Raw genomic sequence first — 23844 nt, 5'->3', positions numbered from 1 at the left:
CGGCCGGAGCCGGACCGGGACAGCTCAGGACCGCCGCGCCGACCACCGGGCCAGCAGCGCCCGGCCGAGACGCGACAGCAGACCCTGCACGCCACCGGGCGCGGCGATCATGACGACGATCAGGGTGATTCCGAAGATCGCCAGCGGGAGGTTGCCCTCCATCCGCTGCGCCACGGCGGGCGAGAGGGTCAGCATCTCGGTCAAGGAGTGGGTGAGATCGGGCAGGGCGACCAGCAGGACGGCGCCCCACAGCGCGCCGGTGAGGCGGCCGAGACCGCCGATCACCACGGCCATCAGCAGGAACAGCGACAGGGTCAGCGAGAACGCGCCCGGTGAGACGCTCTGCGCCAGCACCGCGAGCAGCGCGCCGCCGAGACCCGCGGTGGCGGCGCTGACCACGAACGCCAGCACCTGGGTACGGGCCACGTGGATGCCGGCCAGACGCGCGGCCACCTCGTCGTCGCGGACCGCCCGGAAGGTGCGCCCGTACCGGCTGCGGATCAGGTTGGCCAGCAGCAGCAGGGCGAGCAGGGTGGCCGCGCCGGTGAGCCAGAGCTGCCACCGCTCGTAGGGGAAGTACGGCCCGAGCGACACCGGCGGCGGCTCCACCGGCACCGACAGCCCCTGCTCACCGTTGAAGACGCCGTCGAAGGTGACGGCCAGCGCCGGCACGACGACAGCCACGGCCAGGGTCACCCCGGCCAGGTAGGGACCGCGCAGCCGCGCCGCCGCGACGCCGACGACCGCGCCGACCGCCACCGTGCCGAGCACCGCCGCACCGAGCGAGAGCGGCAGCAGCCAGCCGCCGGTCATCCCCCGGTCGGCGAACGCGTTCTGGCAGAACGCCACCGTGTACGCACCCGTCGCCATCAACGCGCCGTGCCCGAGCGAGAGCTGGCCGTTGAGCCCGGTGAGGACCGTCAACCCGGCGGTGGCGCAGAGGTAGGCCGCCACCGTGGCGAGCTGGAAGTTGCGGAACGGCTCGACGGCGTAACTGACCCCGACCAGCAGCAGCCCGGCGGCGAGCATGATGGCGAGGTGGCGCAGCAGGGTCGAGCCACGCCGCCGGTCGACCGGACGGTCGCCGGCGTCGGCCGGCCGCTGCGTCGGCGGCACGGCCGCCCGGGTGGCGCTCACACCCGCCTCGCCGCGACCGGGGCGAACAGCCCGCCGGGCCGGACCAGCAGCACCGCCAGCAGCAGGACCAGCACCGCCAGCGGCGTGAGGTCACTGCCGGCGTAACCACTGACGTAGGAGAGCAGCAGACCCACCACCAGACCGCCGACCACCGCCCCGGGTGGACTGTCCAGGCCACCGACCACCGCCGCGGTGAACGCCGACACGAAGACCAGATCCATGGCGTGCGGGTGCAGGCCCAGCTCGGTGGGGATGACCAGCATGGCGGCCAGCGCGCCCACACCCGAGGCGAGCGCCCAGCCGAGAGTCAGCATGCCGCCGACGTTGACCCCGAGCAGTCGGGACACCTCCGGGGCGAACGCCGCCGCGCGCATCCGCAGCCCGACCGCCGTCCGCGCGAAGATCCAGGCCAGCCCGACGACCACCACCCCGATCGTCGCGAACACGAACAGGTCGTACGGCGAGAGCACGGCCAACCCGCCCACCGTGAGAGCGGAGCGGCTGAACGGCGCCTCGGCGGGGCGGAACTCACTGCCGTACACCATGCCCAGGACGGCCTGGATCAGCAGCACCAGCCCGAGCGCGACGATCACCGGGTTGAGCGGCGAGGTGTGGTCGACGTAGCGCATCACCGCGCGGTCGACCAGCGCGCCGAGCAGCAGCCCGGCGACGATCGCCACCACGAAGCCGAGCCAGTACGAGCCGGTCTGCGCGGACACGGTGTAGGCGACGTACGCGGCGGCGACGGCCATCGCCCCCTGCGCGAAGTTGACGACCCGTGCCGCCCGCCAGATGAGCACCAGGGCGAGCGCGAACGCGGCGTACACCGCGCCCCGGGAAAGGCCGTCGATGGTGAGAAAGACGAAGCGGTCCAACAGTCCTCCCTCCTGGGGACGAGGTGGTGGTCAGAATCCGAGGTACGCGTGCCGCAGCTCGACGTCGTCACGCAGCTTGTCGGCCGGAGCGGCGATCACCACCTGGCCGAGGGCCATCACGACGCCCTGGTCGGCGACGGCGAGTGCGCTGCGCACGTTCTGCTCGACCAGCAGCACCGTCAGGCCGGTACGGTCACGCAGTTGCCGGAGCAGGGCCATGGTCCGCGCGACCACCCGCGGCGCCAGCCCGAGTGACGGCTCGTCGAGCAGCAGCAGGCGCGGTCGGGCGACCAGCGCCCGGCCGAGCGCGAGCATCTGGCGCTCGCCACCGGAGAGCTGGTGGCCGAGGTGCCGGCGGCGCCGCGCCAGCGGCTCGAAGAGCTCGTAGACCTCGGTGAGCGCACGGCCGGCGTCGGCACGGTCGCGCCGCCACAGCCCGCCGAGCCGCAGGTTCTCGTCGACGGTCAGCTCGTTGATCACGCCCCGGCCCTCCGGCACGTGCGCCATGCCCCGCCGGACGAGCTTCTCCACCGGCGTTCCGCGCAGGTCCTCCCCGGCGAGGAGCACCTGCCCGGCGGCCGGACGGATCATCCCGGACAGCGCGCGCAGCAGGGTGGTCTTGCCGGCGCCGTTGGCACCGACGACCGCGGCGATGGTGCCGGCCGGAACGGTGAGGTCGACGGCCTGCAGCACGGGCGCGGCGCCATAGCCGGCCACCAGACCACGCACCACGAGCAGATCCTCGGCGCTCACGCGGTGCCACCTTTCGTTCGCGACTGCGGGGCTCGCAGGCCCGGCTCACTCCTCGCGCTCACGCCGTGCCACCTTTCGTTCGCGACTGCGGGGCTCGCAAACCCGGCTCACTCCTCGCGCTCACGCGGCTGCCTCGTCGATGGTGGCTCCCAGGTAGGCGTCGGTGACCGCCGGGTCGTCGCGGATCTCGTCCGGTGTGCCGGCGGCGATCACCCGGCCGAAGTCGAGAACCACGATCTCGTCGCAGACCGCCATCACCAGATCCATGTGGTGTTCCACCAGCAGCACCGCGCAGGGGTCGGCGTCCCGTCGGGGAAGCTGCCGGATCAGCTCCGCCAACTCGGTGATGTCGTCGGCACCGAGGCCACCGGCGGGTTCGTCGAGCAGGAGCAGCCGGGGTCGGGCGGCGAGCGCACGGGCCAGGGCGACCCGCTGCCGTACGGCGAAGGGCAGTGTGGCCGGCGCGGCCCCGGCGTGCCCGGCGATGCCCAGGTCGTCCAGGATGTCCAGCGCGTGCTGGCGCAGCCGCCGCTCGTCGCGGTCGCTGCTGGGCAGGCCGAGCAGCGCCGGCACGAAACCGGCCCGCGCGGTGTGCGAGGCGCCGGTCATGACGTTCTCCAGCACGGTGAGCCCGGCGAAGAGCCCGGTGCCCTGCAGGGTGCGGGCGATGCCGAGGCGCGTCAGCCGGTGCGGCCGTGGCCGCAGGGGCGCGCCGTCCAGGGTGAGCGAACCCGTCTCCGGCGCGACGAAACCGCAGATCACGTTGAACACCGTGGTCTTGCCGGCGCCGTTGGGCCCGATGACGCCCACCACCCGGTTGGGTGACACCCGCAGAGAGACGTCGTCGAGGGCGGTGAGGCCACCGAAACGTACGCCGATGTGGTGCAATGCGAGGCCGCGCTCCATCACCCATCCCTCTGTCGTGGCGGGTGTTATTTACACTCGCAGTGTACGTTTCTCGGGTACCGCGTCAAGACCTTCAATACCTCCCCACCGGCACACGAAGCGGGGCGGCCGCCACCGGCGACCGCCCCGGGTTCGCGGTCAGGAACTGGGGCAGGTGTTGCGGTACTCCTCGATCTGCAGTCCACTCGGGCCGGGGCAGAGGAACGGCTCGTAGCGGGTGTCGTCGTCGACGAACCGCTTGAGCCAGGCCACCATCTGCCGGGCGGTCGGCGTGTTGACCGACTGCGGGAAGAAGTGGCTCGCCCCGTTCAGCTCCAGGTACGCCTTCTCCGCGGAGGAGGGAATGCTGTTGTAGAACGGCTCCGAGTGCGACGAGACCGGCGCGACGCTGTCGCTCTCGCCACCGATGATCAGGGTGGGCACCCGCAGCTCGGACCAGCTCTTGTCCGTGTTCCACGGTGCCAGCGGCACCGCGGCCTGCAACGACGGCCGGGCGGACGCCGCCTCCAGGCTTCCGCCGCCGCCCATCGAGTGGCCGGCCACGGCGAGCCGGGTGCCGTCGATCCGGGTACGCACCGAGCTGCGCTCGACCAGGTAGTCCAGTGCGGCGAGCAGTTGCCGGCCACGGCTGTCCGGCTGGTCGAACCGGCTGTTGGTCTCGATGCCGATCACCACGAAGCCGTGTGAGGCGAGCCGGGGGCCGAGCCAGCTGATGCTGGACCAGGCCGCGGTGTAGCCGGGCGAGATGGCGACGGCGCCGAAGGTGCCCTCGCTGGTGCTGGTCGGGTAGTAGATGACGCCGCCGCCGAAGCCGGTGACGCTCAGCGAGGACACGTTCTGCGAGGCCGTGGCGAACGGGCCGCGACTGGCCTCCAGGATCGCGGTGGTGGGGTTCGGGCCCCGCTCGTACGGGCTCGCCGCCTGCGCGGCGCCGGAGGAGCCGGCGAGGACGCCGCCGGCGACGAGGGTGGCGGCCAGCGCGAGCCGCACGGCTCGGGCTGCCACGGAACGGGGACGGGTGGTGGTTGGTGACGACACGTCGGGCACTCCCTAGGGTCGAGGGATATCGACGTGCGTCAGTTTTTTCCTCTTCGCCGGCCCACGCATCGGTGAAATCACCAGTCCCGCCCGCCCACGTCCTCGCGCGGGGTCGGCCCCACGTCACGCGGCGGTGTTTTGGCCTCCTGACCAGGGGTAGGAATTTCTGGGCCTGCTCGCACACGCTCCATGGAGGGGTTCGTCAGTGGATTCCAGCACGCCCGCCAAGGCGGTCAAGAACGCCGTGAAGACCGCCTCAGAAAAGATCACGGATGCCCTGTCGCCGGACGTCCCCGGCGCGCCCGGCAGCGCCCCGCCGACCGTCGAGGAGCCGACGACGCCGCGCGGCCCGTTGCCGCCGAAGGGAGAGCAGGGGGCTCCACAGACCCGCACGCCGACCGGTGAGGAGACCGGCGCGCCGACGACCGCCAACGGCCAGCAGGGCGCCTTCCTCACGACGTCGCAGGGGGCGCGGCTGCGCGACACGGACCACTCTCTCAAGGCCGGATCACGCGGTCCGACCCTGCTGCAGGACCACCACCTGCGCGAGAAGATCACGCATTTCGACCACGAGCGCATCCCCGAGCGCGTGGTGCACGCCCGCGGCGCCGGGGCGCACGGCGTGTTCACCGCGTACGGCACCGCGGAGCGGGTCACCCGGGCCGGCTTCCTGAGGAAGGGGCGGGAGACGGAGGTCTTCGTACGGTTCTCCACCGTGCTCGGTTCGCGCGGTTCGGCCGACACTGTCCGCGACACCCGCGGCTTCGCGACGAAGTTCTACACCGACGAGGGCACCTTCGACCTCGTCGCCAACAACATGCCGGTCTTCTTCATCCAGGACGCCATCAAGTTCCCCGACATCATCCACGCCGCCAAGCCGCATCCCGACCGGGAGATCCCACAGGCGCAGAGCGCGCACGACACCTTCTGGGACTTCGTCTCCCTGCACACCGAGGCGCAGCACCACGCGATGTGGAACATGTCCGACCGGGGCATCCCCCGGTCGTACCGGACGATGGAGGGCTTCGGCGTCCACACCTTCCGCCTCGTCAACGAGGCCGGCGAGACGACGCTCGTCAAGTTCCACTGGAAGCCCAAGCTGGGCGTGCACTCCCTGACCTGGGAGGAGGCCCAGATGCTCAGCGGCATCGACCCGGACTTCCACCGCCGTGATCTCTACGACGCGATCGAGGCCGGCGCGTACCCCGAGTGGGAACTCGGCATCCAGGTCTTCCCGGACACTCCGGAGGAGACCTTCGCCGGGATCGACCTGCTGGACCCGACGAAGATCGTGCCGGAGGAGCTGGCGGCGGTGCAGCCCATCGGGAAGCTGACCCTGCACCGGACGCCGACGAACTTCTTCGCCGAGACCGAGCAGGTCGCCTTCCACCTCGGCCACCTTCCGCCGGGCATCGACGTCACCAACGACCCGCTGCTGCAGGGCCGGTTGTTCTCGTACGTCGACACGCAGCTCACGCGGTTGGGCGGGCCGAACTTCTCCCAGATCCCGATCAACCGCCCGCACGCCCCGGTGAACGACATGCTGCGCGACGGCTTCCACCAGCACGCCGTCCACGCGGGGGTCGCACCGTACCGGCCGAACTCGCTCGACGGCGGCAACCCCTTCCCCGCCGGAGACGGGGAGCAGGCGTTCGTCGACGTGCCGGTGACGGTGGCGCAGGCGCCGAAGGTACGCGCCAACCCGGTCTCGTTCGACGACCACTTCAGCCAGGTCCGCCTGTTCTGGCTGAGCATGTCGCCGGTCGAGCGGGAACACATCATCCGCGCGTACACCTTCGAGCTGGGCAAGTGCTACCACCAGGCGATCAAGGAACGTCAGCTGCAGTGCCTCGCCAACATCGACCCGGTGCTGTGCGAGCAGGTCGCCGCCGGTCTGGGCCTGCCCGCTCCGCAGCCGACCGTGCCCCTGGCCGACGTCGCGCCGAGCCCGGCGTTGTCGCAGGTCGGCAGGGAGTGGCCCACCGACGGTCGTATGGTCGGGATCGTCGTCGACCCCGACGGCGACCTGGACGGCGTCGACGAGGTCCGGCAGGCCGTGTTCGACGCGGGCATGGTGCCGCTGCTGATCGCCCCGCACGGCGGGATGGTGGGAGGCGTGCCGGTGCAGCGGACCTTCGCCACCGGTCGGTCGGTCGAGTTCGACGCGGTGCTGCTGGCCGGAGCGCCGGTGCCCGCGCCGGATGCCATCCCCGCCCGCGACGACAAGGCGGGTAGTCCGAAGGCGGTGACCGTGGATCCTCGCGTGCTGCTCCTCGTCGAGGAGTGCTGGCGGCACGCCAAGACGATCGGCGCCTGGGGCGCCGGCGTCACGGTGCTGGAGCAGGCGGGGGTGGCCGGCACTCCCGGCGTCGTCACGGCCGGCTCCGGCCCCGAAGCACTGACCGCGGTGCGGCAACTGATGGCCGCGCACCGCGTGTGGGACCGGTTCCCCGCCTCGGTCGCCTGACGCGGCAGCTACTCACCAGGGGCTGTCCTCGGCTCGCCGGAGGGCAGCCCCTGGTGTGCGACTCACCGTCGCGACTACTTTTGACGATGTCCCGCTGAAGCATCCGGTCGCGGGCCACACTCGACCCATTCCGCCCCGCCGCGATAGCAATTTCCAGCGGGCGGCGCCGGCCTTTGTGTGACCCGGATCATTTGACCCTGCGAACTGATTCCGATGCTCGAAACCGGCGGCGGTGCGCACCGACGGTCAACCATCCATTTGCCCATTTCAATGGTAGCGCCATCGCGATCGGATCAGCCGATGTCGGCCAACCGGGGCAGCACCTCGTCGCCGAGCCGCTGGGCGAACTCCACCGGGTGCCGATCAGGCGTCACCTGCACCTCGCTGACGCCGAGCGCGGCGTACTCGGCCACCTCTGCGAGGAACGCGTCGACGTCGGCCAACGGCGACCGGTGCGCCACCACCGTCTTCTCGATGGTGTCGTAGTCGCGGCCCTCGGCGGCGCAGTGCCCGCGCAGCACGTCCAGCTTGCGCGCCACCTCGCCGGCGCCGGCACCCGTGCCGAACAGGTTGCAGGCGTCGGCGTACCGGGCCACCAGCAGCAACGTCTTCTTCTCGCCGCCGCCGCCGATCATGATGGGCGGGTGCGGACGGCTCAACGGCCGGGGCGAGTTGATCGTCTCGGCGAGCTGGTAGTGGCGGCCGTCGAACGGCCCGTCGTCGTCGCTCCACATCTGCAGGCAGATGCGCAGCGTCTCCTCCAGCCGCTCGAAGCGCTCGGCCACCGGCACCACGGGCACGCCGAGGCCGCGCTGCTCCCGCTCGTACCAGGAGGCGCCGATGCCGAGCCGTGCCCGGCCGCCGGAGAGCACGTCGAGCGTGGTCACGGTCTTGGCGAGCAGCCCCGGGTACCGGTACATGACGCCGGTGACCAGCACGCCCAGCGTCATCCGCTGGGTCTTCGCCGCGACGAACCCCAGCGTCGTGTACGCCTCCAGCATCGGCTCCTCGGCGGCGGCCACCGCGTCCATCTGGAAGAAGTGGTCCATCACCGTGAAGGAGGCGACGCCCGCCTGCTCCGCCGTGGTGGCCGCCTCGGCCAGGGTCGGTGCGATCGCGGCCGCCTCGGCCGGGGTCGAGTAACTCCAGTAGTGCAGCCCGAGCTTCATCCTCGCCACCTCCGAGCCGAGCCTAGTGCTCCCCGACGTCACCGGTGGGCTCTGGCGACAGGTGCCGTCCGGCGACTTCCATTACCCGTTCATGACAATCCGTGGATCAGGTGGGGATATCCACCTGACACCTTCTCCTGAGTGATCCGACAGCCGACATCCACCGACTCCCGGCCCGCCGAGCGCGAACCCGGTGCGACGCGCGTGCGCTTCCGCCACCGGTACCGGGCAACCGGGGCCGCCCCCACCTCCGGGCGGCCGCACCGGGCGGAGTGGGCGGACGCCGCGAAGGGCGTCTGCATCATCCTGGTCGTCCTGTGGCACGTCGTCGTGAAGGACTATCTGCAGATCGACTGGCACATCGGCGTACCGGTGCCGGGCCTGTGGGGGACGGTGGGCGAGCAGTTCCTGCCGCTGCGGATGCCGCTGTTCTTCACCATCTCCGGTGTCTTCGCGGCGAACGCCGTCCAGCGGCCCTGGCGGGTCGTCGCCCGCAGCAGGATCGCCGGGTTCCTCTACCTGTACGCCGTCTGGCTGCTGATCCACACCGCGGTCCTCGCCGCGGCCCCGGACTTCCCGACCGACCGCGCCACATCCGCCCTCGGTCTGCTGGAACAGCTCACCATCACACCCTCCAACCTCTGGTACCTCTACGCCCTGGCGCTCTACTTCACGGTCGCCAAGGTGCTGCGCCGGGCTCCCCGGGTGCTGGTCCTCGTGCCGGCCGCGGCACTGTCCGCCGTCGCCGCCGCCGGCCTGCTCGACACGCCGGGCAACCGCGCCGGCCTGTACCAGAACCTGATCTTCTTCCTCGCCGGCCTGTACCTGCGGCCGCGGATCGAGTGGTGGGCGGCGACGGCCACCCAACGCCGGCTCGTGCTGACCTCGGGCGCCTACGTCCTCGCGCTGGCCGCGATGGCGGCGCTCGGCGCCCAGCGGTGGTTCGGCGTGTGGCCGGCGGTCTCCGTCGTGGCGGTCGCCTTCGGCGTCACCGCGGCCGCCCAGTTGGGCCGGTGGCCCGCCGTCAGCGGCCGGCTCGCCACCCTCGGCCGCATCACGTTGCCGATCTACGTCATCCACATGCCGGTCCTGGCTCTGCTGCACCGGCTGCTCAGGCCCGTCTCCGGGCTGGACCAGGTCGGCCAGGGCCTGCTCGTGCTCGGCTACCCGATCCTGCTGACCGGGCTCGTGATCGGCGTCAGCCTGGCCATCCACCGCGGGTTGCTGGCGGCACACGCACGCTGGCTGTTCGCCCTCCCCGGCGACCGTCGGACGGCACCTCGCCGGGTGGAGGCGACCGGATGAGCGCGCTGGCCGAGGCGGTGGTCGACCTCGGGGCGATCGCCAGCAACGTCCGGACGATCGCCTCGCTCACCGGCACCGAGCTGATGGCGGTGGTGAAGGCGGACGGGTTCGGCCACGGCGCGGTGCCGGTCGCCCGGGCCGCGCTGCGCGCCGGGGCTGGTTGGCTGGGGGTGACCTCGGCGTCCGAGGCGTTGGCCCTGCGCGGCGCCGGCATCACCGCACCCACGCTGAGCTGGTTGCACCGCCCGGACGACGACTTCGCCACATTGATCAACGCTGGCGTCGACCTCGGCCTGTCGACGACGACCCACCTGCACGCGGTCGTCGACGCGGCCCACCGGCTCGGTGTACCGGCGATGGTGCAGCTCAAGGCCGACACCGGGTTGTCCCGCAACGGAGCCGGCGGCGACGACTGGGTCGAACTGGTCGACTGGGCCCGGAAGTACGAGCGCGAAGGCGGGGTCCGGGTGCGCGGCGTGTGGTCCCACCTGACCGACGCCGACGTGCCGGGCACCCCCGGGCTGGCCCGGCAGGTGGCGACCTTCGAGGAGGCGTTGCGGTACGCCCGGTCCGCCGGCCTCGACCCCGACCTGGTCCACCTGGCCAATTCGGCGGCCGCGCTGTCGGCACCCCGGACCCGCTTCGACCTCTGCCGGATCGGGCTCGCCCTGTACGGCGTGGACCCGTTCGGCGGGGCCGCGCCCGACGAGTTCGGCCTGCGCGCCGCGATGACGCTGCGCACCACCGTGGTCAACGTGAAGCGGGTGCCGGCCGGCACGGGCGTCTCCTACGGACCGGAGTACGTGACCTCGGCGCCCACCACGCTGGCCCTGCTGCCGCTCGGCTACGCCGACGGCGTGACCCGTGCCGTCGAGGGCCACGCCGCGGTGTGGCTCGGCGGCCGGCGCTGCCCGATCGTCGGGCGCATCGCCATGGACCAGTGCGTGGTCGACGCCGGCGACCTTCCCGTGGCGATCGGCGACCCGGTCGTGCTGTTCGGCCCGCAGGGGGGCGATCCGGCCCAACCGACGGTCGCCGAGTGGGCCCGCTGGGCCGGCACCAACCCGCACGAGATCTTGACCGGTATCGGGCCCCGGGTGGCCCGCGACCACCTTCACGAAAGGGCGGACGTTTCATGACAACCCGACTGGCAGTGCTGTACGGCGGGCAGAGCGGCGAGCACGAGGTGTCCCGCCGCTCGGCGGTGAGCATCCTCGCGGGGCTGGACCGCGACCGGTACCAGGTCACCGAGGTGCTCATCGGCCGGGACGGCCAGTGGTACGCCGACGGTCGCCCCGCCGCACTCCCCCAGGCGCTGCGCGTGCTGCGCGCCCAGGACGTGGTGTTCCCGGCCCTGCACGGCCCGTACGGCGAGGACGGCACCGTGGCGTCGCTGCTGGAGTGGCTCGGTGTGCCGTACGTCGGCAACGGCGTCTTCGCCAGCGCGGCCGGCATGGACAAGGGCGTCACCAAGAGGCTCCTCGCCGCCGAGGGCCTGCGGGTCAGCCCCGGGGTGACCCTGCGGACGGGTGAGGACCTGTCCCCGTCCGACCAGCAACGACTGGGCCTGCCGGTCTTCGTCAAGCCGGCCCGGGCCGGCTCCAGCCTGGGCGTCGTCAAGGTGACCGACTGGGAGCGACTTCCGGCGGCGCTGGAGCAGGCCCGCGAGGTCGACCCGAAGGTGCTGGTCGAGCAGGGGGCGCGCGGACGGGAGATCGACGTGGCCGTCCTCCAGCATCCCGACGGCCGGGTGCAGGCCGGACCGCCCCTGGAGATCCGGGTGACCGGCGCGGGCTTCTTCGACTACGACGCCAAGTACGACGGCGGGGCCGTCTTCCAGATCCCCGCCCCGCTCGACCAGGCCACCACCGAGGTGCTCCAGGACCGGGCGGTCCGCGCCTTCCACGCCCTCGACTGCCGCGGGCTGCTCCGGGTCGACTTCTTCCTGCCCACGGAGGGGTCAGCCGAGCCCATCGTGAACGAGGTCAACACCTTCCCCGGGTTCACCGTCGCGTCGCAGTTCCCCCAGATCTGGCGACAGGCCGGGGTCGCGTTCGGCGACCTGCTCGACATCCTGATCTCCGGCGCGCTGGCCGATCAGAGCCGGTCCCCCGGCGGGTTGCCCCGGCCGGCGCGCGCGGTCGACCTGGTGTGAACGCCCGCCGCCCCGGTCACCTGACGACCGGACAGAACCGGGGCGGGCGGGCGCCGTCAGGCCCGGCGAGGGTGATCGGGGCGAAGCTGTCCGCCAGGCCGGCGACCGCCGCGGCGCTGGCCGCCGTGCAGACGATCTGGTCGGCCGCGGCGCCCGACAACGACCGCACGGGACCTGTCATCGTCACCGTGAGGCCGGGTCGGCCGGGGACCGCCGTCACCGGGCCGGCCGGGACGAGGCCGGTCGGCACCTCGCTGGTGAGCCCCTGGCTCAGTTCGGACTCGTCCGGACCCGCGGCCAGCATCGCGAGCGTCTCCTCCGGCGAGGCGGGCTCCTTGCTCGGGCGGATGACCAGCGCCAGTTCTCCGTGCGACAGCAGGTAGAGCCGGACGCCCACGGAGGGGCCGGCCATCGCGGGGCGGCCGGTGATGACGCCGGTGGGCCGGACTCCGCAGCCCGCCAGGAGCAACGTGAGCAGCAGCCCGCCGGCGAGCAGCGCCCGGGCCACACGGCGGCCGGTCACCGCACGCGTCCCGTGTTCGCCGTGTCCGCCGCCACCCGGGGTAGGCGGAGTGTGAACACCGCGCCTCCGGTCGGGGCGTTGCTCGCCACGAGACTGCCCGCCTGCCCGGCGTGGCGGTGCAGTCGGGCGTTCTCCCACGCGATGGCGAGACCCAGACCGCTGCCCTCGGAGCGGGTCCGCGCGGTGTCCGCCTTGTAGAAGCGGTCGAAGACGTGCGGCAGCACCTCCGGGTCCAGCCCCGGCCCCTGGTCGCGGACCTCGATGGTGATCCAGTCCGGTTCGGCGTGCAGGCGTACGGACACCGGCTCGGTGCCGTGTCGGAAGGCGTTACCGACGAGGTTGGCGACGATGACGTCCAGCCGGCGGGGGTCCAGGCGGGCGACGACCCCGGGTGGCAGCTCCGCCCGTACGCGATCGGTCCAGCCGCGGATCCGCAGGGTGGCGGTGACCGCCGCGGCCACGTCGACGTCGTCGAGGGCGAGCCGCGCCGTGCCGGAGTCGAACCTGCTGACCTCGATGAGGTCGTTGACCAGCTGGGTGAGGCTCTGCGTCTCCTGACTGACGAGCCGGGCGGCCTTGCCGGCATCCCCGGGCAGCCGGTCGGCCTCCTCGTCCAGCACGTCGGTGACCGCCGTCATCGCGGCCAACGGTGTACGGAGTTCGTGCGACACGTCGGCCACGAAGCGCCGGGCGTCGGCCTCCATCCGACGCAGTTCGCCGACCTGCCGCTCCAGCGTCCCCGCCGTGTCGTTGAAGGTCCGCGCCACGTCGGCCAGTTCGTCGGCGCCCCGCACGACCAGCCGGGTGGTCAGGTCACCCTCGCCGAGCCGTCGCGCCGCCCGGCCCAGCTCGCGTACCGGCCGCAGCACGCCCCGGGCGGCCAGCAGTGCCAGCAGGACGGCGAGGACCAGGGAGAGCCCGCCGGTCAACCACGCCAGGGTGGCGAGCCGGTCGATGCTCTGCTGTTCGGAGGCGAGGCTGCGCACCGCGTAGACCTCCAGGCCGGACGGCAGGACCGCGCCGTCGGGTCGGTCGAGTTTCAGCTGGGTTCCGATGAGCAGCACGGGTTCACCGTCGCGCGACACGCGTTGCCAGGCGATGAGGCCACTCTCGACCGCCTGCCGCAGTTCCGGGGTGAGGGGCTCGGGGACCTGGGCGCCCTGCGCCCGCATGTCGTGGTAGATGACCACGGCGTAGCCCTCCCGGTCGGAGAGGCGATGGGCCAGGTCGTCCAGCTCGTTCTGGGTCGGCGGGAGCTGGCGGATCGGGTAGACCTTCGTGAGTTGGTCGGTCAGCGACGCCACCGCGGCGTCCTGTGCCTGCTGGAGGATGACCGTGCGGGCCTGGAAGTAGCTTCCGCTGGCCACCACCGCGGTGGTGGTCACGCCCAGCAGCGCGAAGGCCAGCAGCAGGCGGACCCGCAGGCCCGAGGCCTGGCCGCCGGCCCAGTGCCACAGTGTCACAGTGGCCCGAACCGGTATCCGAAACCGCGCACCGTCTGGATGAACACCGGTGCCGACGAGTCGTCCTCGATCTTGGCGCGCAGTCGCTGCACGCAGGCGTCCACCAGCCGCGAGTCGCCCAGGTAGCCGTGCTCCCACACGGCCGACAGCAACTGCTGCCGGCTCAGCACCTGCCCCGGCGTGTGCGAGAGTTCCAGCAGCAGGCGCAGCTCCGTCGGGGCGAGGCTGACCGGCCGCCCGTCCTTGCTGACCACCAGCGCGGCACGGTCGATGGTCAGAGCGCCGTGCTGTTCCACGCCGGACCGGTCGCCGCCGGTACGTCGGGACTCACCGGCGGTGCGTCGCAGCACCGCGCGGATGCGCGCCTCGAGCACCCGGGCCTGCACCGGCTTGACCACGTAGTCGTCGGCGCCGGCCTCCAGGCCCGCCACCACGTCCATGTCGTCGTTGCGGGCGGTCAGCATGATGATCGGCAGGTCGCCGAGCTGGCGGATGCGGCGACAGACTTCGAACCCGTCCATCCCGGGCAGCATCAGGTCGAGGATCACGACGTCGGACGAGGCCCTCCGCAGCCGTTCCAGCCCCTGCTCACCGGTGGCCACCGCATCGACCGTGTGGCCCTGTCGCGTCAGCGCCAGCTGGAGCCCGTCGCGCACCGTCTGGTGATCTTCGATCAGCAGGACCTGGGACATGTCACCAAGTATCGCATCATGAATAGATTTAGCCTTTTGTCGATGTCCGGATGTGGGGGTATCAGCGCCAGGCTGTCGTGCCGTCCCGAATGGTCGCCGCCGGCCGCGCCGCACGCTGCCGTGTCCGTCGCGGGCCGGCGAAGTCCGCCGAACGCACCAGGAACACCACCGACACCACCGACAGCACCGTCAACCCGGATGCCGCCACGATGGCGACGAGCGTCCCCCGCTGCACGGATGCTGCCAGACCCGGTCCGGCCACCAGAAGCGCCCAGACCAGCACGACCAGTCCCACCGCCCCCTCCGTCAGCCGGCGCCACGCGGCGCCGCCGTCCGTCCCGGCGTGCGGGCCGGCGCCCGCGCCCGGATCGGCGTCGCCACGCCAGCCCGCCAAGGCGGCCGCGGCCAGGCAGAACAGCGCCACACTCAGCAGGACGCCGCCGAGTGTGTCGCTGAACCGGTGCCAGCCGGCGATCATGGTGGCAGAGGCGATCACCGAGACACCCACCGCGCCCGGTACCGCCAGCCACCGGCGCGCCCACCCCGGCAGGACCAGCATGAACGCGAGCAGCAGCGCCGTCGCCGCCGCCACATGACCGCTGGGAAAGCTGTTGTGGGTGGTGGAACTCTCGATCGGGAAGTCCGAACGGGGAAGCACCGATTTCGCCGCGCCGGCCGCCACCACCGCGCAGACGACCATGCCGACGCCCACGACGCCGGCCAGCAGCCGCCGGTTGAGCAGACCCACCAGCAGCACCGCTCCGAGCAGGACGGCCAGGAGCGTGGGGCTGCCGAAGGCGGCCAGCACGGTCTTGGACGGACCCACCAGGACGGTCTGCTGCTCGTAGCCCCCACCCCGCTCGGCGCGCGGCAGGAGCAGGCCGTCCAACCACTGGCCGGGGTAGGTCCGCACGAACACGGCACAGGTGAGACCCAGGGCGAGCAGGAAGGCGAGGGCCGCACCGAGCAGGAGTCGGCCGAGGGACGCGGCCGAAGGCACGGGTGACAGCGGCCGCGCCGACCGCGGGTCGGGTGCCGGCCCGAGGTGGTACGACGATCCGAGGGACATGCCGATCATGCTCGGCCCGCCAGATCCGGGCACCGTCCGCGGATTGTCTTGGTTCTGTCACAACTTCCGCTGGGTTGCGGAAAGCCGGACGCCGAGCAGCGGTTGTCGGGGTGTGCCGCTGCGGGGACCTCCCGCCCACCCCACCCTCGCTCGGAACGGAGAAACGGCTGGTCGTGGGACTGCGGCCGGTCGTGGACGGGCAACCGAGGGCCGACACGACAGCGCGCGGAGGGCTGACGGGGCACGTCGATCGGCATGAATTGGCCGGCAAAACCGACGAAGCCGACTCGAGCGGCCTACGCGGCGTGAACGGTCATTCATATGCTTGCATGCAACTATGTTTTACCCGCCCGAGACGAGCCACCACTAAGGTCAGGGCACTGATTGACCGACGTTTCGGTCGGCAGTGCGAAAAACCATCCGGAGTGCAGTGGGGAACCGGAAGGGGTTGGGGAAAATGCAGGGGATTCCGGCCGCCTCCTTGGTCATCGGCATCGCGTCCTCGCCGGCCGAACGCCGACAGTTGGCGCGGCTGCTCGGCGGCAGTGACGCCTTCCTGATCGTCTCGAGCGTCGAGCAGGCACGGGAGTTTCTCGGGGTGGTCGAGATGCCTCCCGTCACCTCGGCGCGTCCCCCCGCCCCGGCGGTGATCGTCGAGGCGGCACAGAGCACGCACTCGCCGCCACCACCCGATCTGACCGTCGATTCCGACCGCAGGGTGCTGCGGTGGCGCGACAAGGAGATCGACCTGACCCGACTGGAGCACGACGTCCTGCTCTGCCTGGTCGACGCACCCGGCCAGGTCTGGACCTACGAGCGGCTGCACCTCGAGGTCTGGGGCAACCGGCACCTGGGCCGCGGCTCCGACATGCACTCCGTGATCCGTCGGGTACGCCGCAAACTCGCCCGGCTGAACGCCGCGGCGACGATCCACGCGGTCCGCGGGGTCGGCTTCCGCCTCGCGTCCGTCTGACCGCCAACGGGGCCCACCACCACCGGAGACGGCCCGGCCCGCCTGGTCGGTGACCAGGCGGGCCGGATCTGTGGTGCTACCGCTCAGGCGTCAGCACCGGATGGGGGACAACCCGAAGTCCTCCACGGTGGGCGTGGTGGTGCTGATCTTCGTCTGACGGGTCTGCGGCTTCCAGCCGTCCTTGGCGACGATCATCGTGAGCGGGTTGTTCCGACGGTCCACCCAGTAGGCGTACTTGCCCTGGGCATCGGTGGCGAAGGTCCACGACATCGCCCACGAGTCGACCTGGACCACCGCGCCGGCGATCGGCGAGGTCGCACCCTGGCAACTGGTCCCGGTCACCGTGCCCAGCAGCTTGCCCCAGGTCTTCGGAGGCGTCGCGGTCATGGTCACCGCCACCGGCGCCACCGCGTACGGGGTGTTCTCCTTGATCGCGACCGAGCCCGAGTAGGTGCCCGGCTGGTCGACGTTCGCCGTCACGCCGACGGTGACCGTGACCTTCTCACCCGGCGCGAGGGTGACCGCCGACTTGTCGATCGTCATCCAGCTGACGTCGGCCGCCGCCTCGGCACAGCCCTCGAACCCGGGCAGCACCTCGCTGTCCGGAGCCGCGCTGAAGCTGCCGGACGAGCCACCGATCTTGTAGAAGCCGCACGCCGCGCCACCGCGGTACCGCGCGGTGTTGGCGTTGGGCAGGTTGGACCACGAGCTGGTGGCCGGGTCGTAGGCGAAGCCCGCGTTGCTGATGGCTCCACCCTGCGACCCACCGACGACGAGGAGCTTGCCGCTGGCGACAGCGAACGAGCTGGCCCAGTTGTCGGCCGGCGCGTCGGCGATGGCGGTCCAGGTGTTGGCACCCGGGTCGAAGGAGTAGCTGGACTTCTGCGAGGCGGCACCGTCGTTACCGCCGGTGCAGTAGATCGCGCCGTCGATTCCTCCGCAGGAGGCGAAGGCCACCGACTTCGGGTAGTTCGCCAGCGTCTCCCAGCTGTTGCTGGCCGGGTCGTACCGGACCACGCTGTTCGACATCGGCGTGCAGGCTGCGGTGGTGCAGCCGCCGATGGCGTACAGCTTGCCGTCGACGACCGCCTGCGCGGCCGCGGCGCGCGGCGCCGGGTTGTCGGCCAGCTCCGTCCAGGCGTTGGCCGCCGGGTCGTACGACCAGGTGGCGGAGTCGGGGCCGCCGTCGGCCCAGCCGCCGGTCGCGATGATCTTTCCGTCCACGACGCCCACGGTCAGGGCGTTGCGGGCACCGGGAAGGTCGGCGATCGACGCCCAGGTCTGCGCGACCGGGTCGTAGGCGTAGTTCTTCGAGGTGGAGGCGCTCCCGTCGCCGCCGCCGATCGAGTAGACCTTGCCGTCCAGGTTCACCACCCGGTTGTCCATGATGTTGGCCGGGTAGTCGGTGATGTCCGTCCACGGCGCGGCCTGCGGGCCGACCGCGGCGGGGGTCGCCATCGCCGCCTTGCCGGACGCCTTGGCGGCGAACGACGTCGGCACGGTGAGCCGCTGCTCCGGCGCGCCGCTGGCGCCGAGCACCTGCTGCCTGGTCGTCCGGGACCCGTCGGCCCGGAGGATCTCGAACCCGTTGTCGCGCTCACTGAACTCGACCTCGACCGGCGCCCCGCCGGTGTTGGTCACCGTGAACGTCCTGCTGGCCTTGCCGGTGGGCATCTGGACGGTCGCGCTCAGCTGGGTCGGCGTCACCGACAGCCGGCCGGCCGCGAGCTGGAAGTTGGCGGTGGTCGCCCAGTCCGCCTGGACGTCGACCTGCTTGCTCTGGCTGACGTAGTTGCCGGCCTTCGCGGTGAACGGGTGCGTGTCGGTCAGCGTCGAGAACATCCAGTAGAAGCCGTCGGCCAGCCCCGGGTCGTCCGGGGTCGCCACGGTGACAGCCTTCTCGGCGGGCCGGTCGTCGCTGGTGACGGTGGCACCGTTGATGTAGCTGTTGTCGTTCTTGTCGCGGACGTTGCCGACGACCAGGCCGCCGTCGACCGGGACGCAGGTGACCTGGCTGCCGATCAGGACGTTGTCGACCTCCCACCACCACTCGTACGAGGCGTCGAAGTAGTGGAACCGCACCTGGACCTGCGCCTTGCCGGCCGCCTGCGGGATCGGGATCTCGGTCACCTTCGGCCCCCGGACGTCCGTCTCCTGCCGGAGCACGTTCGTCCAGGTGGCGCCACCGTCGATGCTCAGATCGACATCGGCGGTGTCGTCGGCCAGCTGGTTGAAGTCCTGGTTGAACCGGATGACCGGGGCCGTGACGGCGGTCAGGTTGACCACCGGGCTGACCAGGGAGGTGTCCTGGCTGCCGCCGGCACCGTACGCGTCGCTGTCGATCACCGCGAAGTTGCCGTTGCCGCCGGTCAGGTTGCCCCGGCTGCCGTCGTCGGTGAACTTCCAGACCTGACCGCTGCCCGCGTTGTCCACCACGGACCAGCCGGCCGGCACCGTGGTGCCGTCGAAGGTCTCGTACTCACCGTCGGAGCCGAACGTGTAACCGGGCGCCGTGGTGCAGGTGGTGGTGTTCACCGGCACCGCGACGTTGGCGGTGACGTTGCCCGAGCCGACCACGACCTCCTTGGTGACGGTCTGGTAGCCCGGGTACTGCGACTCGTACCTGAGGGTGTACGTCTGGCCGGCCGGCAGCTTGATGCTGTAGCGGCCGTTGGCCGGTGCGGTGTAGTCGTAGACGCCCGACACACCCTGCACGGTCACCTTCGCGTACAGCGGCCAGCCGTGGCCGGAGCCGTCGGTGACCGCTCCGGTGACGTTGACGCTCGCCACGGCCGTCAACGCCACGTTGAGCGTCGTGGTCGCGCCGTCGGCGACCGTCGCCGGCTTCGTCGTGCCGGCGTAGCCGAACGCCGCCACGGCGACCTGGTAGTCACCGACCGGCAGCGTCGTCGAGTATTTGCCGTCGGGCCCGGTGCTCAGCTCGCGAGCGGCCGGGCCGGTGAGGGTCAGGGTCGCACCGGCGATCGGGGCGCCGGTGGCCGCATCCGTGACGGTGCCGGCGAGGGTGCCGGTGTCGCCGGTCGGAGCGGCGTTGAGCAGCGCGAGGGCGTCCAGCCGGCCTTCGCCGTAGACGTTGTTGTCCGCCGGGGTGCCACCGCACTGGTCGTCGGCCTTGTCGACGGCGGCGCCGTTGAGCAGCGCACGGGTGGCGTTGATGTCACCGACCAGCGACGGGGCCGCCGAGTACAGCAGCGCGATCGTGCCCGCGAGGTGCGGGGCGGCCATGGAGGTGCCGCTGGCGCTGCCGTAGCCGTTGCCCGGGAGGCTCGACCGGACGTTCACGCCGGGCGCAGAGATGTTGGGCTTGATCTCACCGTTCTGCCCGACACCCCGACCCGAGAAGCCGGCCACGTTGTTGTTGATGTCGTACGCGCCACTCGAGTAGTTGCTGGCCAGGCTGCCCGGCGAACCACTGGTCTGGCATGCCGGCCCGCTGTTGCCGTTGGACCAGACGCCGAAGATCCCCGACGCGGCCCAGGCCAGCGTCACGTCCTCCATGAAGGGCTCGTTGGAGGGGTTCTCGCTCCCCCACGAGTTGTTGATGATGTTCGGCCGCTTGCTGGCGTCCGGGTTCTGGCCGCCCAGGTCCACCGGCTCCAGCATCCACTGGCCGGAGGTGATCAGGGCCGCGTCGCTGGGGCAGCAGCCGTTCGCCGCGATCCACGTGACCCCGGGTGCGACACCGATCTGGTTCGCACCGTCGGAGCCGGCCATGGTGCCCATCGTGTGCGTACCGTGGCCGTTGTTGTCGCAGGGCGCGGTCGCGCAGGTCCCGGCGGCGTCGAACCAGTTGTAGTTGTGGTCGAACGTGCCGTCGCCGTTGTTGCCGCGGTAGGAGTTGACCAGCGCGGGGTGGTCGAACTGGACCCCGGTGTCGATGTTCGCGATGGTGATGCCCTCGCCGGTGGCGCCGTACTGGGACCAGACGTCGTCGGCGTTGATGTTGGCGATGCCCCACTCGAGGGAGTTCACCGTCTTCTCGTCGGTGCCCTTGGCGGTCTCGGGCACCTTGTAGGCGACCGGTGCGTACAGGCCCTCGACCTCGGCGTGGCCGGCGAACTTCTGGGCCATCGCCAGGGAACCGCTGCTCACCTTGATGGCGTTGGTGGCCCAGAAGGTCTGGTACTTGGCGCCCGAGCCGTCGAGCTCGGCCCGGATCTTGGCCTGACTCTCGGCGGCGGTCCTGCGCAGCGTGTCCGCGACCGCGGTGCCGCGCTTGGCCCAGTCCTTGATGGCACTGGCCTTGCTCAGGTCCGCCCGGTCCGCGAACCGGATCCAGAAGTCCCCTTCGCTCTTGGCCTGGAACTGCTTCGCGAGCTCCGGTCGGATCTTGTCCCCGGCAGGGGCGCCCGCCCCCATCCCGCCACCGGGCGCGGCCTGCGCGCCCGAGCCGATACTGGCCAGGCATGTCGCGGCGAGGATCATCGCCGCGCCGGCGCTCACCAGTGATCTGGCTGTGCGCCGCCATTGTGGACGTCTGAACATCGGTGCTGCCTCCCTCAGAACGACCCAGGGTGAATTGGGCCATGTGAAGGTGCGGGAGGCTCGTCTCGACGAACCCCCTTCATGCCCCCCCATGCACCGCGCGGGTCACGCCGGTTGCCCGAGTGGACACTATGATCGAGAAGAATGGACGATCAAGAACTTGCCGTGAGCAACTTGTCGCTAACGGTTGCCAGGCTGGGCGGCTCGCCTGCCAGTCATTGTCAGGGCCGTGACAAGAACTGGGCAGGGATGCCCTTCGATCCCGGGCGGTGCTGTGGCCGAGGACGACGAATCGACGGTGGATGGGGCTGAGGCGGCCGACGAGCCCTTCCCGTTGCTGATCGCGGTGACCCCGTCGCCGACCGAGCGCATCCGGCTCGCGGAGCGCCTCGACGGCATCGCACCGCTGCTGCTGGTGGCCGACCTCGACGAGCTGCGCCGGCTGATCGCCGCTCCACACCAGCTGGCCGCGGCGGCCGCGCCCACCGCCGGGAGCGACTCCGCGCTGGTCATCGACTCGGCCCGATCCACGGCCCGCTGCGGTGAGCGCGAGGTGGACCTGACCCGGTTGGAGCGCGACCTGCTGACCTGTCTGGTCACGGAGCCGGTCCGGGTCTGGAGCTACGCCGAGCTGCACCGGTCGGTCTGGCGTGACGAGGGCCGGGAACGCAAGGCGGACGTTCAGTCCCTGGTGAAGCGGCTGCGGCGCAAGCTGCGGGACCTTGGCACCGGTGCCAGCATCGAAGCGGTGCGGGGTGTGGGGTTGCGGCTGACCGATCGACAGGAGCCGCGGATCGGTCGAGCCTGACGACTGCCTGATGTGGGCAATCGGGGGATGTGAAGCCGGGTCAGATCAGGCCCGAGCGGGCCCACAGCAGGCGTCCCGGCCCGCCAACGAGGCCGGCGTCGGCGAGGTGGGCGTGCACCCGCGCCGCGGACCAACGCAGGGTGGCGCGCCAGTGCGGGTTGGCGCGGGCGGCGGCCCGGCCGACGGCCGGCGGGATGCCGACCGCCGCGTACGCGTCCGGGTGGACCAGGCGGTTGGCGATCGTGTTGGCGGCACGGCCGATCAACAGCCGGGCGTACGCCGTGCCCAGCGGGCCGGCGTCGGCGACCTGCGCGGCCAGCTCCTCGCGGGCGAACCGGACGTGTCGCGCCTCCTCCACCACGTGGATGCGCGAGACCATCCGGATGAGCGGCTGGAGGGACTCGTCCGCCATGATCTCGCGCTGGAACGCGTCGAGGATCTCCTCGGCGATGAGGATGGCGGCGTACATCCGTGGGCCGCTGGCGGTGGCCTTGAGGAAGCGCCCGAGCAGGTGGTCCTTGGGGCTCGCGCGGTAGACGGGGCAGCCCAGTGCCTCGATCAGACGGCCGAACATGATGGAGTGGCGGCACTCGTCCGCGACCTCGGTCAGCGCGTACTGGGCCTGCGCGCTGGTCGGGTCGGCGTCGTAGTACTCCCGGATCAGCATCTGCATGAGGATCGTCTCGAACCACAGCCCGGCGCTGGCCGCGCTGGCCACCTCGTGCTTGGTGAGCTCGACGCGCTGCTCCTCGCCGAGCTGCTCCCACAGCCCGGTGCCGTAGAGGCTGCTGCGGTGCGGTGGCAGCCAGTAGGCGCCCGGCGTGTGCGGGGCGTCCCAGTCGATTTCGACGGTGGGGTCGTAGCTGGTCCGCAGTGAGGACGTGAGCAGGCGCTCGGCGACCGCCGCTCGCTCGGATTCCGCCGGTGCCGCCTCCATTGCTCCTCCATATTGACGTGACGACCGGTAACTGTTACGAGTAGTAGCATGCAATCGCCGCTCAGCGATGTCAATGGATCCGACCCGCCGGCCCCTCCCCCGACCGACGACCGGAAGGCACGGGGCAACGGCCGCCGGGCCCGCTGGGCCGACCATCGTGAGCAACGCCGGCAGGAGCTGGTCGGGGCTGCCGTGCAGGCGTTGCTGCGCTACGGGCCGGAGGTCGACATGGACCAGGTGGCCGCCGCCGCGGGCGTCAGCAAACCCGTCCTCTATCGCTACTTCGCCGACAAGTCGCAGCTCTGGGTCGCCGTGAGCGAGGTGGTGGCGGCCCGGATGGTCGACACCATCGCACCGGCGATCGCGCAGGTCCGCGAGGAGCGCGACCTGGTCGAGGCGACGATCGACGCCTACCTCGGGGTGATCGAGTCCGAGCCGAGGCTCTACCGGTTCCTGATGCACCAGTCCGGCGACCCGGGCATCCACCAGGTGGTCGCCGGCACCAGCCGGCAGGTGGCCGCCGGGCTGGCCCGGGTGATCGGCGACCGGCTGCGTTCGCTGGGCCTGGACGCCGGCCCGGCGGAGCCCTGGGCGTACGGCCTGGTGGGCTTCGTGCAGGCCGTCGGCGACTGGTGGACCACGCACGGCCAGCCGATCAGCCGGGCGGCCCTCACCGACTACCTGACCGCTCTGCTGTGGAACGGAATCGAGGGGGTACGGGCCAGCGCCGACCTGCCGCGCGAGCTGACCCGTGCCCACGAGCGGATCGTGCCGTGAGCTACCACGGGCCGGCCGGCGTCGAGGGCACCACCGTCCGCGTGCACCTCACCGGGCGGTGGGAGCCGGTCGACGGCCGCTACCACTGGGGTGGGCGGATCGAGCCCGAGCCGACGGTCGCCGGGCTGCTGCGCTCCGGCCGGCGCGACGTCGAGTTGCGCATCGCCGACCGGGTCCGGCCCGCCCGGCTCGCCGAGGTCGACCCGTGGGGCGGCGTACGGATCACCGGCGTGGGAGACCCGCCCTGGCCGGCGGCGACCGAGCCTCCGGAGGAGGAGTGATGGGCACCGA

The 23844-nt window shown here is 71.6% G+C and carries 20 protein-coding genes; 8 read left to right on the top strand and 12 right to left on the bottom strand.

The annotated features are described in order from the left end of the window. Positions 1–24 precede the first annotated feature (24 nt). The 5 genes from ACTWLT_RS10260 to ACTWLT_RS10240 all read right to left on the bottom strand — a co-directional run bounded on the left by ACTWLT_RS10260 (position 25) and on the right by ACTWLT_RS10240 (position 4709). The gene (locus ACTWLT_RS10260) at positions 25–1137 is read right to left on the bottom strand and encodes a branched-chain amino acid ABC transporter permease (protein ID WP_445318117.1); all 1113 of its coding nucleotides are present in this window, start codon (positions 1135–1137) and stop codon (positions 25–27) included. Beyond that, complete coding sequence (locus ACTWLT_RS10255; RefSeq protein ID WP_252415312.1) at positions 1134–2012, bottom strand: branched-chain amino acid ABC transporter permease; 879 nt, start codon at positions 2010–2012, stop codon at positions 1134–1136. Before ACTWLT_RS10255 ends, ACTWLT_RS10260 begins: the two co-directional genes overlap by 4 nt. A gap of 30 nt (positions 2013–2042) precedes the next feature. Further along, positions 2043–2765 carry an ABC transporter ATP-binding protein gene (locus ACTWLT_RS10250; protein WP_445318116.1) on the bottom strand — a complete coding sequence of 241 codons (723 nt, stop codon included), beginning with the start codon at positions 2763–2765 and terminating at the stop codon, positions 2043–2045. A 120-nt stretch (positions 2766–2885) separates the two neighbouring features. Then, entirely contained in the window at positions 2886–3671 is a 786-nt protein-coding gene (locus ACTWLT_RS10245; protein WP_445318115.1) for an ABC transporter ATP-binding protein, read from the bottom strand. Between the two features lie 138 nt (positions 3672–3809). Continuing rightward, positions 3810–4709, bottom strand: coding sequence for an alpha/beta hydrolase family protein (locus ACTWLT_RS10240; protein WP_445318114.1), 900 nt, complete (start codon positions 4707–4709; stop codon positions 3810–3812). 205 nt (positions 4710–4914) lie between these two features. On the opposite strand from ACTWLT_RS10240, the gene ACTWLT_RS10235 reads away from it, so the two are divergent. Beyond that, positions 4915–7176, top strand: a complete 2262-nt coding sequence (locus tag ACTWLT_RS10235; protein ID WP_445318113.1) for a catalase — start codon at positions 4915–4917, stop codon at positions 7174–7176. Positions 7177–7469: 293 nt separating this feature from the next. Here ACTWLT_RS10235 and ACTWLT_RS10230 read toward each other — a convergent pair whose 3' ends face one another. Continuing rightward, positions 7470–8345, bottom strand: coding sequence for an LLM class F420-dependent oxidoreductase (locus ACTWLT_RS10230; protein ID WP_445318112.1), 876 nt, complete (start codon positions 8343–8345; stop codon positions 7470–7472). Positions 8346–8486: 141 nt separating this feature from the next. Between ACTWLT_RS10230 and ACTWLT_RS10225 the strand changes: the two genes are divergently transcribed. Genes ACTWLT_RS10225 through ACTWLT_RS10215 form a run of 3 tightly spaced genes read left to right on the top strand, consistent with a single transcriptional unit; the run spans position 8487 to position 11805 of the window. Further along, positions 8487–9650 (top strand): acyltransferase family protein, encoded by a 1164-nt coding sequence (locus tag ACTWLT_RS10225; RefSeq protein WP_445318111.1) that lies wholly within the window; start codon positions 8487–8489, stop codon positions 9648–9650. Further along, complete coding sequence (gene alr / locus ACTWLT_RS10220; protein ID WP_445318110.1) at positions 9647–10789, top strand: alanine racemase; 1143 nt, start codon at positions 9647–9649, stop codon at positions 10787–10789. The genes ACTWLT_RS10225 and alr overlap by 4 nt, the downstream gene beginning before the upstream one ends. Continuing rightward, positions 10786–11805, top strand: a complete 1020-nt coding sequence (locus ACTWLT_RS10215) for a D-alanine--D-alanine ligase family protein (RefSeq protein ID WP_445318109.1) — start codon at positions 10786–10788, stop codon at positions 11803–11805. Before alr ends, ACTWLT_RS10215 begins: the two co-directional genes overlap by 4 nt. A 16-nt stretch (positions 11806–11821) precedes the next feature. On the opposite strand, the gene ACTWLT_RS10210 is transcribed toward ACTWLT_RS10215, so the two are convergent. The 4 genes from ACTWLT_RS10210 to ACTWLT_RS10195 all read right to left on the bottom strand — a co-directional run bounded on the left by ACTWLT_RS10210 (position 11822) and on the right by ACTWLT_RS10195 (position 15552). Next, entirely contained in the window at positions 11822–12328 is a 507-nt protein-coding gene (locus ACTWLT_RS10210) for a hypothetical protein (protein ID WP_445318108.1), read from the bottom strand. Further along, positions 12325–13791 carry an ATP-binding protein gene (locus tag ACTWLT_RS10205; RefSeq protein ID WP_445318107.1) on the bottom strand — a complete coding sequence of 489 codons (1467 nt, stop codon included), beginning with the start codon at positions 13789–13791 and terminating at the stop codon, positions 12325–12327. The genes ACTWLT_RS10210 and ACTWLT_RS10205 overlap by 4 nt, the downstream gene beginning before the upstream one ends. Beyond that, a complete protein-coding gene (locus ACTWLT_RS10200) occupies positions 13788–14483 on the bottom strand; it encodes a response regulator (RefSeq protein ID WP_445318106.1) in 696 nt (231 codons plus the stop codon). Before ACTWLT_RS10200 ends, ACTWLT_RS10205 begins: the two co-directional genes overlap by 4 nt. Before the next feature lie 61 nt (positions 14484–14544). After that, on the bottom strand, positions 14545–15552 hold the full coding sequence (locus ACTWLT_RS10195) for a phosphatase PAP2 family protein (protein ID WP_445318105.1): 1008 nt from the start codon (positions 15550–15552) through the stop codon (positions 14545–14547). Between the two features lie 457 nt (positions 15553–16009). On the opposite strand from ACTWLT_RS10195, the gene ACTWLT_RS10190 reads away from it, so the two are divergent. Then, positions 16010–16525, top strand: coding sequence for a winged helix family transcriptional regulator (locus tag ACTWLT_RS10190; RefSeq protein ID WP_445318104.1), 516 nt, complete (start codon positions 16010–16012; stop codon positions 16523–16525). Between the two features lie 90 nt (positions 16526–16615). Here the strand turns inward: ACTWLT_RS10190 and ACTWLT_RS10185 are convergent, their stop codons facing one another. Beyond that, positions 16616–20989, bottom strand: a complete 4374-nt coding sequence (locus tag ACTWLT_RS10185; RefSeq protein WP_445318103.1) for a S8 family serine peptidase — start codon at positions 20987–20989, stop codon at positions 16616–16618. Positions 20990–21329: 340 nt separating this feature from the next. On the opposite strand from ACTWLT_RS10185, the gene ACTWLT_RS10180 reads away from it, so the two are divergent. Next, complete coding sequence (locus ACTWLT_RS10180; RefSeq protein ID WP_445318102.1) at positions 21330–21839, top strand: winged helix-turn-helix domain-containing protein; 510 nt, start codon at positions 21330–21332, stop codon at positions 21837–21839. Between the two features lie 40 nt (positions 21840–21879). Here ACTWLT_RS10180 and ACTWLT_RS10175 read toward each other — a convergent pair whose 3' ends face one another. Beyond that, entirely contained in the window at positions 21880–22776 is an 897-nt protein-coding gene (locus ACTWLT_RS10175) for an AurF N-oxygenase family protein (protein ID WP_445318101.1), read from the bottom strand. A 48-nt stretch (positions 22777–22824) separates the two neighbouring features. Between ACTWLT_RS10175 and ACTWLT_RS10170 the strand changes: the two genes are divergently transcribed. Together ACTWLT_RS10170 and ACTWLT_RS10165 are read left to right on the top strand one after the other, a co-directional pair. Then, positions 22825–23553, top strand: coding sequence for a TetR family transcriptional regulator (locus ACTWLT_RS10170; RefSeq protein ID WP_445318100.1), 729 nt, complete (start codon positions 22825–22827; stop codon positions 23551–23553). Beyond that, positions 23550–23834 (top strand): DUF4873 domain-containing protein, encoded by a 285-nt coding sequence (locus ACTWLT_RS10165; protein ID WP_445318099.1) that lies wholly within the window; start codon positions 23550–23552, stop codon positions 23832–23834. Before ACTWLT_RS10170 ends, ACTWLT_RS10165 begins: the two co-directional genes overlap by 4 nt. Positions 23835–23844: the final 10 nt, after the last annotated feature.

This window comes from Micromonospora yongxingensis (assembly GCF_052601155.1).
The sequence above is the reverse complement of the archived record's forward strand: the minus strand, read 5'-3'. Positions and strand labels throughout refer to the sequence as shown.